Annotated in this window: 13 protein-coding genes; 8 read left to right on the top strand and 5 right to left on the bottom strand. The window is 44.4% G+C overall.

Going from position 1 to position 13,758, the window contains the following annotated elements:
- Nucleotides 1–136: 136 nt before the first annotated feature.
- Both AC1F2U_RS19990 and AC1F2U_RS19995 read right to left on the bottom strand, forming a co-directional pair.
- On the bottom strand, nt 137–1,417 hold the full coding sequence (locus tag AC1F2U_RS19990; RefSeq protein WP_480262670.1) for a vWA domain-containing protein: 1,281 nt from the start codon (nt 1,415–1,417) through the stop codon (nt 137–139).
- Complete coding sequence (locus AC1F2U_RS19995; RefSeq protein ID WP_480262671.1) at nt 1,414–2,670, bottom strand: vWA domain-containing protein; 1,257 nt, start codon at nt 2,668–2,670, stop codon at nt 1,414–1,416. Before AC1F2U_RS19995 ends, AC1F2U_RS19990 begins: the two co-directional genes overlap by 4 nt.
- 238 nt (nt 2,671–2,908) lie before the next feature.
- On the opposite strand from AC1F2U_RS19995, the gene AC1F2U_RS20000 reads away from it, so the two are divergent.
- The 4 genes from AC1F2U_RS20000 (at nt 2,909) to AC1F2U_RS20015 (ending at nt 6,089) form a co-directional block, all read left to right on the top strand.
- Nucleotides 2,909–3,571, top strand: coding sequence for an ATP-dependent Clp protease proteolytic subunit (locus AC1F2U_RS20000; RefSeq protein ID WP_194043910.1), 663 nt, complete (start codon nt 2,909–2,911; stop codon nt 3,569–3,571).
- Nucleotides 3,572–3,715: 144 nt separating this feature from the next.
- Nucleotides 3,716–4,327: an ATP-dependent Clp protease proteolytic subunit gene (locus tag AC1F2U_RS20005; RefSeq protein WP_480262672.1), complete on the top strand. Its 612-nt coding sequence runs from the start codon at nt 3,716–3,718 to the stop codon at nt 4,325–4,327.
- Nucleotides 4,328–4,644: 317 nt separating this feature from the next.
- A complete protein-coding gene (locus tag AC1F2U_RS20010; protein ID WP_480262673.1) occupies nt 4,645–5,268 on the top strand; it encodes a J domain-containing protein in 624 nt (207 codons plus the stop codon).
- Between the two features lie 365 nt (nt 5,269–5,633).
- Entirely contained in the window at nt 5,634–6,089 is a 456-nt protein-coding gene (locus AC1F2U_RS20015) for a hypothetical protein (RefSeq protein ID WP_480262674.1), read from the top strand.
- Nucleotides 6,090–6,214: 125 nt separating this feature from the next.
- Here AC1F2U_RS20015 and AC1F2U_RS20020 read toward each other — a convergent pair whose 3' ends face one another.
- A complete protein-coding gene (locus AC1F2U_RS20020) occupies nt 6,215–7,417 on the bottom strand; it encodes an aminotransferase-like domain-containing protein (protein ID WP_480262675.1) in 1,203 nt (400 codons plus the stop codon).
- Between the two features lie 131 nt (nt 7,418–7,548).
- Between AC1F2U_RS20020 and AC1F2U_RS20025 the strand changes: the two genes are divergently transcribed.
- Nucleotides 7,549–8,364, top strand: a complete 816-nt coding sequence (locus AC1F2U_RS20025; RefSeq protein WP_480262676.1) for a basic amino acid ABC transporter substrate-binding protein — start codon at nt 7,549–7,551, stop codon at nt 8,362–8,364.
- 233 nt (nt 8,365–8,597) lie between these two features.
- Here AC1F2U_RS20025 and AC1F2U_RS20030 read toward each other — a convergent pair whose 3' ends face one another.
- On the bottom strand, nt 8,598–8,759 hold the full coding sequence (locus AC1F2U_RS20030; RefSeq protein WP_480262732.1) for a hypothetical protein: 162 nt from the start codon (nt 8,757–8,759) through the stop codon (nt 8,598–8,600).
- On the opposite strand from AC1F2U_RS20030, the gene AC1F2U_RS20035 reads away from it, so the two are divergent.
- Complete coding sequence (locus tag AC1F2U_RS20035; RefSeq protein WP_480262728.1) at nt 8,685–10,673, top strand: serine/threonine phosphatase; 1,989 nt, start codon at nt 8,685–8,687, stop codon at nt 10,671–10,673. The genes AC1F2U_RS20030 and AC1F2U_RS20035 overlap by 75 nt on opposite strands.
- 186 nt (nt 10,674–10,859) lie before the next feature.
- Nucleotides 10,860–12,146 carry a protein kinase domain-containing protein gene (locus tag AC1F2U_RS20040; protein WP_480262677.1) on the top strand — a complete coding sequence of 429 codons (1,287 nt, stop codon included), beginning with the start codon at nt 10,860–10,862 and terminating at the stop codon, nt 12,144–12,146.
- 83 nt (nt 12,147–12,229) lie between these two features.
- On the opposite strand, the gene AC1F2U_RS20045 is transcribed toward AC1F2U_RS20040, so the two are convergent.
- Nucleotides 12,230–12,448 (bottom strand): DUF4327 family protein, encoded by a 219-nt coding sequence (locus AC1F2U_RS20045; protein ID WP_012407469.1) that lies wholly within the window; start codon nt 12,446–12,448, stop codon nt 12,230–12,232.
- A gap of 909 nt (nt 12,449–13,357) precedes the next feature.
- Between AC1F2U_RS20045 and AC1F2U_RS20050 the strand changes: the two genes are divergently transcribed.
- Nucleotides 13,358–13,753, top strand: coding sequence for a tetratricopeptide repeat protein (locus AC1F2U_RS20050; protein WP_480262678.1), 396 nt, complete (start codon nt 13,358–13,360; stop codon nt 13,751–13,753).
- Nucleotides 13,754–13,758 lie beyond the last annotated feature (5 nt).

The raw sequence follows: 13,758 nt of genomic DNA on the forward strand, positions 1-13,758 counted from the left end.
ATCAGAGGTTTGACTTACTAAATTGGCTTGTTTATTTAAGTAATTCACGCATTTATTTTGGTGTATCGTTTATTTGTAGTTAATTAATTCTGCTTAATTTTTGCATCGTCCTACTTGTGCGAATTCAAAAAAGTTACTATTCCTGTAAAACAGTCTTTGATACAATCCTAGTTTTCTTCAGGTCAGCTTCAGAAAGTTCTTCTCCAGCTTGCAAGCGAGTGGCGGAAGTTTGCAATACTGTCGCCGCCCCTTTATCTCCTATTTGTAAAGCGGTTTTAGCAGCCGTTTGCAACATCGTGGCTGCACCAGTGCGATCGCCTTGTTGCAATTTCGCCTCGGCTAACTGAGTTTGGCGATACTTGGCTAATGCTAAAATAGACTGCTGAACCTGGGGATTAGATATCGGTTGATACGCCCGCACTACGTCTGCATACACCGGCATCAAGGGCGAAAGTAAACCTTCTTCGTTAACCAATGGGTCATCATAACGGATTTGCAGATGAGCGATCGCTTGTTTCCCTTCTGGCAATTGTCCCAGATAAATGTTCGCCAAAACTACCCGTTCTACATCCTGCATCAAATCTCCCAAACGGACAGCAAAGCTACCATCAGCTTCGGGTTCCACTGGTAACTCGATTGTGTCTGGGGCAACTTGGGCAATAGGTTTCAATTCTGCTAATCGGACATTGGGCACTAGAGATAACAGCAAGTAGGCATTAGTTAGCCCAATTGATTGAATCCGCCCAAACAGCCGGCTAAACTGATCCACCGCTTGTTCGGGACGTTCAATATGGGCTAAAGTCCCACCACCAACATCAGCAATTTTTTCCAGCAAATCCTGATTCCAGCTATTGCCAAATCCGAAAGTGTTGATAGTTAGGTTCAGTTTGGCAGCCTTTTGCGCCAGTTTCAGACACCGCTTGTTGTCATCTCGCCCAATATCCCACTTCCAAATCCGCAAACCGCTTTCACCATGCCCATCTGTGAGCAGAAACGCCTGGGAAACAGCGCCTCTTGTGCCCTTCATCAGTTCTGTAATTCCCAATTCCAAACCATCAGCGATCGCAGTACCGCCGCTAGCAGTCAGTTTGCTTTTTATTTGAGATTTGATGCTTTCGGGGTCTTCAATCGCTTGGTTAGGGATAATGACTTCCGCAGTGCCGGAAAAAGCCACAACTGAAATGCGATCGCCTACTTTCAACCGATCGATTAATCCTTCCACCGCCTGGATTACCGTTTTAATTGGTTGTCCATGCATGGAACCACTTTTATCCAAAATCAAGCAGAGATTGAGTGGGAGATTTTGATCGGACTCACCAGCAATCGCAAAAATCGTCATTGCCAATTGACGTTGGCTACTTGTTTGAGCCACATCAACATTATTGTCATTTAACGCCGAGAGCAATTTAACTTTCATTGCGGAGGGGTATCTTGCAAAACTGTTTTGGAGACAATTCTGGTTTTCTTGCGATCGCTTTCAGATAAATCTCCACCAGATTGTAGCTGGGTGGCAGAAGTTTGCAACACCGTCGCCGCCCCAGTATCTCCCATTTGCAGCGCAGTTTTCGCAGCCGTTTGTAACATCGTCGCTGCACCACTGCGATCGCCCTGTTGTAATTTCGTCTCGGCTAACTGGGTTTGGCGATACTTCGCTAATGCCAAAATAGACTGTTGCACTTGGGGATTCGGGTCTGCTTGGTAATTTTTGACTACATGGGCATAAACTGGGATATTTGGTGTAACTAAACCTACCTTGTTGGCGGCTGGATCGTCGTAGCGGACTTGCACATTAGCGATCGCTTGTTCACCTGTTGGCAATTGTCCCAAATAAATATTAGCTAAGATTACCCGTTCTGCATCTTTCATTAAATCTCCCAACCGCACAGCGAAACGTCCATCAGCTTCTTGTTGCAGTGGTAACTCAATTGTGTCTGGGGAAACTTGGGCGATGGGTTTGAGTTCTGCTAGCCGGACATTGGGCATCAGGGAGAATAACAGATAAGCATTAGTTAATCCCACAGTTTGAATACGGCTGAACAGGCGATTAAACTCTTCCACTGCCTGTTCGGGTTTTTGAATATAAGATAAAGTACCTAAGCCAGCATCGGCAATTTTTTCTAAAACATCTTGGTTCCAGTTGTCACCAAATCCCAAAGTATTCAAAGTCAAATTATAGCTAGCAGCTAATTGGGCGAATTTCAAACAGCGATTGTTATCACCGTGTTCATTTTCCCCGTCGGTTAACAAAAAGGCTTGGGAAACAGTGTCTTTTTTGCCCTTCGCCAACTCCTCAATCCCCAAACGCAGTCCTTCATCAATCGCAGTTCCACCATCAGCACTTAGGCGATTAATTTGCTGTTTGATTTTCTCTGGATTTTCGACACTTTGACTGGGTACTAAGACTTTGGCACGGTGATCGAAAACTACCACACTGAGGCGATCGCCAGGGTTTAGTCTATCTACCAGACGAATCGCTGCTTTTTTAACCGTTTCTAGCGATCGCCCGTTCATCGAACCACTATGATCGAGAATTAAGCATAAATTTAGGGGCACATGGCGATCTTGAGTCTCTGCGATCGCCGAAATCGAAATTCCCAACTGACGTTGACTGTTCAGTTGATTTGCGTCCAAATTACCATCATTCAAGGCAGGCTGCAAATTAACCTTCATAACTCAAAGTCCCTATTCAGGATATACATACTAAAAAATAACTTCAAAGCACCACTTTAGCTCTACGGAAAACCTATCCAACACAAATACACTAATATAATCAGAATATCTTAGAAGCCAAGCATTGGCAGATGCGAAGCCGCCTTCAGCATTAGGGAGAAATCCGCACCTTAAGGGAGGCTGGCATCGCGCTAGGATGTATTACAGTTAACGGCATAGTTTCAGGCGATCAGTTGCTATGGACATTTCCCCAATTAAGGCTGTTCAAGCCCCATATTACGGCGATAACTTTTACCGGACACCACCGCCAGATTTACCTTCCCTCTTATTGAAGGAGCGAATCGTCTATATTGGGATGCCACTGGTACCTGCTGTCACGGAATTAATCGTAGCCGAATTGCTGTTTTTGCAATCCGACGACCCCGAAAAACCGATTAAAATCTATATCAATTCCACCGGCACTTCCGGTTACAGTGGCGAACCCATTGGCTTTGAAACCGAAGCCTTCGCCATTTATGACACCATGAAATATATCAAGCCTCCTATCCACACCATCTGCGTCGGTTCCGCGATGGGTATGTCAGCGATGCTCCTCAGTGCTGGTACAAAAGGTTGCCGCGCTAGTTTGCCTCACTCCTCGATTATCCTGCATCAGCCCAAGAGCTACGCCCAAGGTCAAGCAACGGATATTCAAATTCGCGCTAGGGAAGTTTTGGTAAATAAAGGGGCATTAGTTGATATCTTGCATCAAACTACTGGACAGCCCCCAGAAAAAATTACTAAAGACATGGATAGGTTGTTATATTTAACACCCTATGAAGCAAAGGAATACGGGCTAATCGATCGAGTTTTTGAGAAAGAAGAACTCGCAAATCCCCCACTTCCTGCCAGTGTCCTTTAATTTGTCCTTTGTCCTTTGTCATTCGTCCTTTGTTAATAACCAAAAATTATTAATGACCAATGACCAATATTTCGACAAGGCTCAGTACAAGTGACCAATGACCAATGACCAATGACTAATGACTAATTAAGAACGGAGTAAATTATGCCTATAGGCGTTCCTAAAGTTCCTTACCGGATGCCCGGTGGACAATATACAGATTGGATTAGTATCTACGATCGCCTTTACCGGGAAAGAATTATTTTCTTGGGGCGAGATATTGATGATGAAATTGCCAATCAAATTATTGCTGTAATGCTGTATCTGGATTCAGACGATCCAGGTAAAGACATTTATTTATACATCAATTCCCCAGGTGGGATGGTTACATCTGGCATGGCTATTTTTGACACCATGCAACATATCAAATCAGATGTAGTGACTATTTGCGTGGGATTAGCTGCTTCAATGGGGTCTTTCCTGCTAGCAGCTGGCACTAAAGGCAAACGGCTAGCATTGCCTCACTCACGGATTATGATTCACCAGCCTTCAGGTGGAACCCGTGGACAAGCAACCGATATCGAAATTGAAGCTAAAGAGATTCTGCGGATTCGTCACCAGCTCAATGGCATTTATGCCGATAAAACAGGTCAGACCATAGAAAAAATTGAAAAAGATATGGATCGTGACTTTTTCATGTCTGCTGAAGAGGCAAAACAATACGGTTTAATTGACCGTGTGATTGAAGAACGAACCTCTGTAATAGCAGGTCAGTAGAAAGGCAGAAGGGCAGAGGGGCAGAGGGGCAGAGGGGCAGAGGAGCAGAGGAGCAGAGGAGCAGAGGGGCAGCACTTCTCTACGAGACGCTGCGCGAACGGCTACGCTCAGTTAACAAGGAGTAGGGGAAGAATTCTAACTCCTAACTCCTAACTCGCTAATCCCCAATCCCCACTCCCCTCTCCCCTTCTTTAAACAAACTGTCAACATTGAACTTTAAAATAGAAAATTAGCCCTTATCATTAATAGTCCGGGCTTGAAGCTGATACTGACAGATAATAGCCAATAGCTAAATATTCGATAGCTGATAGCTCAAGATGGATCTTGGAGATTGCTACCGTTTACTAGGTTTAAGATCGGGAGCTTCTTTTGCTGACATCAAAGCGTCTTACCGACGACTGGCGCAGCAATATCATCCCGATATCAACCCAGATGACAACAAAGCCAAAGATAAATTTATTGCCTTGACAGAGGCTTACAAACTCCTACTGACGGTAGTACTACCAGAGGAAATTGGCGTACATTCAAGTCAGGTGTCAACGTCTGGACGTGACGACGCCAAAGCAACGCAGCGGCAGAAAACACCAGTAACGACGGTGACAAGCCAAGAATCAGGGAAACCAAAGCCGCCGAATCTGTTGGAAATAGAAGAACGGCTGAAGTGGAAGACTTATGAGCAATTGCAGCGATTTTTGCAAGAAAAACGATTTCCACAAGCGATCGCCCTGGCAGAAGCTTTAGCAGATCGTTTGTCAACAGATGCAGAAGTTCGTCAATGGCTAGCGATCGCCTATCAAATTTGGGGACGCGCGCTAATTTCCGAAAAACAACTACTCAAAGCCAGAATTTATCTCAAAAAAGCTTTGAAAACAGACCCTCATAATAAAAGTCTCTGGTATGAAGTCCAGCGCGATTTTCAGCGCTTGGAGCAAATTTTTTAAAGATTCAAAATTAGCCCTTTCAAGAGTGATAAAATTTTTGGACAAGAATTCTTCTTATTTTTGTGTTATCTGCGACTAATGCAGTTAAATAAATTCCCCAAAAAATGCTGATTCAACTTGAAAGGGCTGGTTCTGAGAATAAAAATTTTACCAAAAATCTTGATTTTAGGATTCTATTAGAAAATAAACGCTTCAATTATCGCTTTATTTACAGTTAAAAGTAAGCTCTTATTTTTCTTTTTTCAGAGTGATTAAAGAGGGTTAATTACTTTAGATTTTTGTTACATACTTAGAAATTTTTCTGGCTACTTACTATAAATAGTTAATCTAGTAAATAAATATAAAATTGAATTTGGAAATCACTCATGGGGATCAGAACAATCACCAGGGTTATCGGCCTATTCATCTCTACATCGTTAGCATTTGCGACCGCCGCTCAGGCTGCGCCGTTCAACAGTCCGGGCTATCCAAACTATACCTACGAAGGTAAATACCCGGAGTCTACGCCCTGCCGTTACAACCTGTTGCAGAGTAAGAGGGCAACCTGGGCTGGAAGCAACATAACCCTGAAGTATTTCTACAGCGACGGCTGCGGTTCATTCGCGCGAATCGACAACGCGCCGCCTTACTGCAAGGTCTACCTCGATCGCACCCGGAGCAGTAACCCCAACCCCAGCAGCTGGGACTATGTTGGTGAGACCGTCGATCCGGGCATTAACTTTGCTTATACGAAGGTCGGCAATAATCTCAGTGGCCGCCTCTCCCGCGCTGCCCTAGTCTGCGGCACCGGAACCGTTGTAACCCGCACTAACTGGTACTAAGCGTGACTTTTCACAGGATGTAGAAAAGGGAGAGCGGTTCGCTAATTGCTACGGCTCGTAAGTTCGAAAGTCTGACCGGAGGTTTCCTTCGATCGGACTTTCCACAAAATCTAAAATTGGTACGATCATCGCTGCCATCCGCGCAACACTGCTCCCAAAGTAGCGATTCCCTCAACAATCTTCTCGGTTGGTTGAAAGCTAAAAGCTAACCTGATGGCATCATCTCCCTGTCCATTGGCGTAACAGCGAGTTCCTGGGAGAAAGCTGATGCCATGTTCATTGGCAGCAGTTAGGAGTGCTTTTGCGCTGATGTCTGGCGGCAATTTACACCACACATAAAACCCACCACCTGGTCGCAAAGCAACTACATCACTGGGAAACTCGTGAGCGATCGCTTCTAACAACAAATTACACTTATGCTTGTAGCAGGCGATTAGCTCCTGAATGTGACGATCTAGTTTACCTGTAGCACAGTAGCGGCCAATCACATGGCTGACAAACGGCCCCACAGGCCCTTCGCTTTTGAACATTGCCAACCGCTCAATAATTGCTGGATCGCCACAAGCCCAGCCTAGCCGAATACCAGGCGCAATGATTTTCGAGAAGGTATTCACATATAACACCCACCCCTCCTTGTCAAGGCTTGCCAAGGTTGGCATAGCTTCGCCTTGGAAGCGCAAATCGCTGTAGGCATCGTCTTCTACAACCAACACGCCATACTCAGCCGCTAACCCTACCAGTTTTTGGCGGCGAGATAGGGGCATAGTAGTGCCTGTGGGATTATGAAAAGTAGGGATAGTGTAAATAAAACGGGGTCGAATACCCTGTTTTTTCAAGTCGCTTAAAGTTTCTTCTAACGCATCTACATCCATTCCCATCTCATCTACAGGAATGGTAATCAGGCGTGCGCCAGCCTGGACAAATTTACTAACTACTCCCAAGAAGGTTGGCCCTTCCACAATTACCACATCACCAGGTTCAACAAACACATCTGGTAGTAACCCCAAAATCTGACCGGAACCGTAGCCAATAATTACGCGATCGCGATCGGCAGGAATTCCTTGAGCTTGCAAGCGGAGGATTATTTGTTCATAAAGTTGGGCTGAAGGTGGCCCATAATTGAGAGCGATCGGAGCTTCTTCTGCCAGTACAGCAGCACTTGCAGCAGACAAATCAGCATGAGGAAAGAGAATTGGGTCAGCCAGACCATAGGCAAAGCTGACGGTGATGATTTTGGTTAACTCAGTGCTGTAAGTTGGTGGTGTCAGATTTCTAGCTCTTTCGGCGAACAAATCAGCAATTTGGTAAGCAGAAGTGGTAGAAGCCATAAGCGATTCAAAATTGGGAGTCAGAATATAGAACACACACAAAGGCAATTAGCAAAAAGTCATACGTATGTATTCTTTCTTATAACATCTTGACAAGTATCGTAAAAATTGATTGCTAGAACAAAATTACTATGGTGAAATTAATTAACTTCAAGTGGCAGCAGCTAATTCTAAGCTTAGGCTGCCTACTACTGATTATTGCCTGTCAGAGTTTATATCCCACTACTAACCCAGATGTTAAAATTCTCAAGGTGGCCACAGACCCCACCTTTGTCCCTTTTGAGTTTCAAACAGCTAGCGGGAACTTGGAAGGCTTTGATATTGATTTGATGAATGCGTTGGCATCGCCCGCCGCAGGCATCGCTAAAGTAGCAGGTTTTGCAATCCAGTTTGAAAGTCTGCCCTTTGATGGGATGATTTCGACCTTGCAAGCTAAAAGAGTTGATGCAGCAATTAGTGGAATCACAATTACCGCCGAACGCCTGAAAACAATTGCTTTTTCACAACCTTATTTTAAAGCCGGACTTGCGATCGCTGTCCGCGAAGACAATCAAAATATTAAAGACTTTAAAAGTCTCAAAGGTAAAAAAATTGCTGTCCAAATTGGTTCCACTGGGGCAGATTTTGCCAAAACCATCCCCAACGCCAAAATTAGTACTTTTAATTCTGGCCCAGAATTTTTTCAAGACTTACTCAATGGCAACGTTGATGCTGTGGTTAGCGATGCTTTCGCTACTTTGTATGCGATTAAAAATGGCAAACTCAAAGGCATTAGAGTTGTTGCGGATTTGCTCACTGAAGAATACTACGGGATTGCTACGCCCAAGGATTCACCGCATTTGGATGCAATTAACAAAGGTTTAGCAACTTTGTTATCCAATGGCACTTACAAGCAAATTTATCAAAAATGGTTTGACGCTGAACCTCCACAATTGCCAGACTCTTGATAATTGGGCATTGGGCACAAGAGGGCAGAGGGGCAGAGGGGCAGAGGGGAAAGACTTACTACAACTTCTCCCTTACTCCCTTACTCCCCTGCTCCCCTGCTCCCCTGCTCCCCTGCTTCTTCCCCATGCCCCATTTCCAAGGAATTAGCTGCCAATATATGAAATATTTATCTAATATGAGTCACAATTAATACTGCCACCAAAATTCATTGATAAACTACAATCTACTGTAGTCAGGGACAGCCAATTGTGGCACCTTGGATGTTAGTGGCTAGAAGCACCTTGGAACGAACGGGAATAAAGGAACTTCCACTATGCTGATTTGCCCCCAGTGTAAATTTGAAAACCCCAATAGCAACAAATTCTGTCAAAACTGTGGCACGTCCCTGACTCACAAGGTCTGTCCTGAATGCAGTACAGATGATGTACCTGTGAATGCATTACGTTGTCATAACTGTGACACAGAATGTGGAACAGTGTTTTGGGCAATTATTGCTAAAGAAACAACTGGGGAAGCTTTGAGAGTAGAAGGGGATGTCGGAGATGTGGGAGGTGAGGGAGATGAACAAGCAATACCCTCCTCATCTCCTTTATCGCCTAGTTCTCAAATTACATTAGGCTCCTATTTAGACTCCCAAGAGCGCTATCAATTGTTAGATGCGCTACCCGCTCAAACGGAAACTGCCATTATTACTGATGTGGGTGCGAGAGTTCTAGACTGCCAGCCGTATCAAATATCACCAATTGAGGCAATCCTAGACAGTCAGGAATCAGATTTGCTCACACCATCAGTGGAAGCAAGTGAGATTCCTCGCCTTGCTAAACTTTATATTGCTTTACAATCCCAAGGTGAGCCGGGGATACCGTCGATTCACGACGCATGGCAGCAAGGTGATATACAGGTATTAATAATCGAAAACCGCTCGGATTGGCAGTATTTACTCGACCTGTGGCAAGAAGAAACAACCAGTTCGTTAAAAATTTTACACTGGTGTTATGAAATGACCCAACTTTGGGCAGTATTGGAACCGATAAATTGTCGTCAAAGCCTGTTAGATTTGTCGAATTTGCGATTGGATGAAGACCAAACGTTGGCACTACAAAGGTTGTATGTGGAATCACCGAATTCTCAGCCCGCCACAGAGTCGCCAGAAGATGCCCCTCGCCAAGCATCTGCCATTCCAGAGGAGCCGTTAACTATCCAAGCTTTGGGACGGGTTTGGCAAGCACTATTTAGACAATCGCAACGGACTCAATTTGGCTCTGTAGTCCAAATGTTGGGGGATTTAGAGTTAGGTAAGATTCAGACGATCGCCCAATTGCGATCGCGTTTGGAGGAGATCTCTGTTGAACTGGAAGCACTAGGAAACGCAACTTTGCCCCCAATAAAGGAGAAAAATACTGCTGTGTCCACTACCCCGCAATCAGATGAGTCAGAAGATATCATTAGTAAAACTGATGATATGCCAACTGTTGTGCTGGCGATGCAGTTAAGTAGCTTAGAAGATGCAGGACGCACAGATGTGGGGCGTCAACGTCATCATAACGAAGACTACTTTGGCGTTGAAACCAAAATTCAGAAACTGGAGTTACCCAAAAGTCGGGTCTTAGAAGGGCATGGTTTGTATATTCTTTGTGATGGTATGGGTGGACATGCTGGCGGCGAGATAGCCAGCGAGTTAGCAGTCAACACCCTACGGGAATACTTTCAAGAACACTGGATTGCCAACCAGCTGCCAACAGAAGATAGCATTCGTGAGGCAGTGTATTTAGCTAATGAGGCGATTTACAAGCTCAATCAACAAGATGCCCGTTCTGGAGTTGGGCGTATGGGTACAACTTTAGTAATGCTTTTAATTCAAGATACTCAAGCAGCTGTTGCTCATGTGGGAGATAGCCGTCTCTATCGCCTGACACGCAAGCAGGGACTAGAACAAATCACAGTAGATCACGAAGTTGGGCAACGGGAAATTAATCGAGGAGTGGAAGCAAGCATAGCTTACGCCCGTCCAGATGCTTACCAACTCACCCAAGCCTTGGGGCCTCGTGATGAAAACTCGATTAATCCCGACGTAGGCTTTTTCGACATCAACGAAGACACTCTTCTGCTGTTGGCATCGGACGGTCTATCAGACAATGATTTACTAGAAACCCATTGGCGGACTCACTTAGAACCCTTACTTAGTTCTGCTGCTAACTTAGAACGGGGTGTTACAGATTTAATTGATTTGGCAAATCAACACAACGGTCACGACAATATTACTGGTATACTTATTCGGGCAAAAGTACGTCCAAATCTAGAAAGTTAATCATAAATGGGCATAAAGAATAGGGCATGGGGAAGAAGCAAAGGAGCAGGGGAGCAGGGGAGCAGAGGAGAAGTTGCAGTAAATTTTTCCTCTTTGCACCTACGCACTTTTGCCTCTTGTACCCAATGCCCAATGTCCAATGCCCAATGCCCCATTCTCTAATCCATTTACCTTGTAGGTTGTATTGTGGTTAGTCTGACCCTGTTAGAACCGCAACAGAAAACGCCCCTCCAGCAGTGGAGCTTTGAGAACTCCTCCATAATTCGGATTGGTCGAGCGGCAGATAATCACGTTGTTTTAACTGATAGTTTAGTTTCGCGGCATCATCTAGAACTTAGAAAAGTCGGTGACGCTAGCAATGGCGATGCTTGGCAGCTGATTAGTCAGGGTACAAATGGGACTTTTCTCAACGGTATCCTTGTAATTCAGAGTCCGTTACCAGATAATTCCCTTTTGCAATTAGCACAAGGAGGCCCAATACTGCAATTCCAAATTCAGGAGGTAACAGTACTGGAAACTGGTTTGCGATCGCAGCAACAAATACAAGGCACAGAAGAAAACGCCGCTGAGACACTTTACTCAGCAAGAAATCTGGCAAATTTATCTTCCACTTGCACGCACGAAGGCAACTCCCCAAACAATCTGTTTTGCATCCACTGCGGTCAACCTCTCTCAGTCCAACAGAGAATTCGCCATTATCAGGTGTTGCGAACTCTCGGACAAGGAGGTATGGGTACTACCTATCTGGCTTGGGATGAGGCTGGTCTGATTGCGGGTGTGCCACAACTGCTGGTGTTGAAGCAAATGAATGCTGATATGCTGAAAATTGTCAAAGCTCAAGAGTTATTTGAGCGAGAGGCGCACACTCTCAAATCTCTTAACCATCCTGGAATTCCCAAGTATTATGACTTCTTTGTAGAAAGCGGAAAAAAATACTTGGCAATGGAACTAATCCACGGACAAGATTTGGAGAAACGCGTCTATACCACCGGTCCAGTAACACCAAACCAAGCGATCGCTTGGATGATCCAAACCTGTGATATTTTGGACTATCTTCATAGCCAAGAGCCTCCACTGATTCACCGCGATATCAAACCCGCCAATTTAATGGTGCGAAGTTCAGAAAATCGCATCGTGGTGCTAGATTTTGGCGCAGTTAAAGAAATTGGCACAGCGCCCGGTACTCGAATTGGTGCAGAAGGTTACTGCGCTCCCGAACAAGAACGAGGACAACCTTTGACTCAATCTGATTTGTATGCAATTGGGCCAACACTGATTTTTTTGCTCACAGGCGAAAACCCGTTCAAGTATTACCGCCAACGAGGGCGAAACTTCAGGTTTGATGTGGCAAAAGTTCCCACCATTAGTTCCCAATTAAGAGATGCCATCGATCGGGTTACGGAACCATTGCCACGCGATCGCTATCAAAATGCAAAGGAATTGGCTGCGGCTTTAGCTGCCTGTAAAGTTTAGAGAATCGGGAGTGTGTAGAGACGCGATTAATCGCGTCTGGGGAGTGGTGAATATTAAAAATTCCCATCCCTATTCCCCATTTCTTATTCCTCATCCCAAGTTTCTACAGCTAGCAATTCACTAACTGGGTCTTGCATACTAAAGCCAAAGTCAAGCAGTTCTTGTTTCCAGTGCTGCCATTCATTACCATAGAGCAGAGCGATTTTCCAGATGCTATCGCTTGGCTTGATAATATTCGATTCTATGAGTGATTGCACGTTGCGCTGCAATTTCACCATTGGGTGAATCACTTGCTGAGTCATAACCTCGATTGAATTCTGATTTTGTGGGTAAATGCTTAATTAAAACTGCTTCCCATTCTGCAATTGTTGCCGGCCCGTAGAGTGGTTTAATTTGGTAAAGCTAGTCTTAACTTTTTAACTATACCATAACCAACTCTACTAAGTTACTGGTAAATTCGGTTTTGTACGGTAATTACCACCAGAAAATCCTAATTTTACCAAGCAGTCCTTTAACTTTTCGCAGAAGTCAGACAAAAGGTTTGGGAGAAGGAGTAAGGGATGTTTATGTTTACCTTTTTTCCTTTAACTTTTGCCTTTTTTGTTTTTCCTCTTTACGTCTACCTTTTTTCCGCAACAGTGCAACACTACCTTTCGTAAGATATATATTGTGGACGCCGAGCAGAATAATTAGTCCTTAGGGAAGTTCCACTAAGTAGCGTGACTGAGGGCTACTAGGAAAATTCTGTTTGCTTAAATTAGGAAAAATATGCTTGCTTGTTGAAGTAGCTATAGGATACGAGCTAGTTTGAAAGTTTTTGACTGACAGGGAAATTTGCAATTGAGTAGAGATGTCTACTCTTTCTGTTGATTTAAATGTTATTTAGATTATCGCAAACATCTGGCTTTAGGCGAAATAATTGTAAATCTTTATATAATTTTTATGTTTTGCTCAGAGAATAAGACTTGTTAGGGCACAGAGTAGGGTTTTGCTTTGAGGTATAGGAGCGATGCCTACGGCGGTAAACTAGGCATGGCAAAATTGGCAGTACAGCATAGGCTTACCATAAGGTTCTCTCGTCTTCAGAGTCAGCATTTGAAGTTTGTGTAAAAAATTTTTAGCGCGGATGTTAGTTTCTGTTGAGCAGATGGGTATCCTCAGAACGGAGGCTTGCTGATACCTAAGTGTTTACCGCAGCAAGTATATGAGGTATGGCTAGTTCAGACGAAGAATACCTAATTACCCGCAAAAAGCAGATTCAGCGGCGACAAAAGATTGTCACGATAGTGTCGATGTTCTCGTTTTTTGGTTCTACGGTATTTGCAGTAATTCCGGTAATCCAACAGGCTACCCAACCTAAGCCAGCAACTGCGTCTGCTTCTGCTGAGCCAGGATTACAGCAACAAGCGCGGGGCTACGAGTTGGTTTTACAACGGGAACCAGAAAACCAACTTGCTTTAGAGAAATTGTCTGTGCTGCGGTTGCAATTGAAGGATACGAAAGGTGCGATGGGACTTTTGGAGAAGCTAGTGAAGTTACGCCCCGATCGGCAAGATTACAAAGTTGTATTAGAGAAGATTAAGAAGCAAGAGGAAAAAAAGAATTAAATGGC

It is taken from the genome of Nostoc sp. LEGE 12454 (genome assembly GCF_056620565.1).

What these genes read in the sequence shown, in the direction of transcription:
- AC1F2U_RS19990 (WP_480262670.1), bottom strand. Translation starts at nt 1,417, where the DNA reads ATGAAAGTTAAATTGCTCTCGGCGTTAAATGACAATAATGTTGATGTG.
- AC1F2U_RS20020 (WP_480262675.1), bottom strand. Translation starts at nt 7,417, where the DNA reads ATGGCTTCTACCACTTCTGCTTACCAAATTGCTGATTTGTTCGCCGAA.
- AC1F2U_RS19995 (WP_480262671.1), bottom strand. Translation starts at nt 2,670, where the DNA reads ATGAAGGTTAATTTGCAGCCTGCCTTGAATGATGGTAATTTGGACGCA.
- AC1F2U_RS20050 (WP_480262678.1), top strand. Translation starts at nt 13,358, where the DNA reads ATGGCTAGTTCAGACGAAGAATACCTAATTACCCGCAAAAAGCAGATT.
- AC1F2U_RS20025 (WP_480262676.1), top strand. Translation starts at nt 7,549, where the DNA reads ATGGTGAAATTAATTAACTTCAAGTGGCAGCAGCTAATTCTAAGCTTA.
- AC1F2U_RS20045 (WP_012407469.1), bottom strand. Translation starts at nt 12,448, where the DNA reads ATGACTCAGCAAGTGATTCACCCAATGGTGAAATTGCAGCGCAACGTG.
- AC1F2U_RS20015 (WP_480262674.1), top strand. Translation starts at nt 5,634, where the DNA reads ATGGGGATCAGAACAATCACCAGGGTTATCGGCCTATTCATCTCTACA.
- AC1F2U_RS20010 (WP_480262673.1), top strand. Translation starts at nt 4,645, where the DNA reads ATGGATCTTGGAGATTGCTACCGTTTACTAGGTTTAAGATCGGGAGCT.
- AC1F2U_RS20005 (WP_480262672.1), top strand. Translation starts at nt 3,716, where the DNA reads ATGCCTATAGGCGTTCCTAAAGTTCCTTACCGGATGCCCGGTGGACAA.
- AC1F2U_RS20000 (WP_194043910.1), top strand. Translation starts at nt 2,909, where the DNA reads ATGGACATTTCCCCAATTAAGGCTGTTCAAGCCCCATATTACGGCGAT.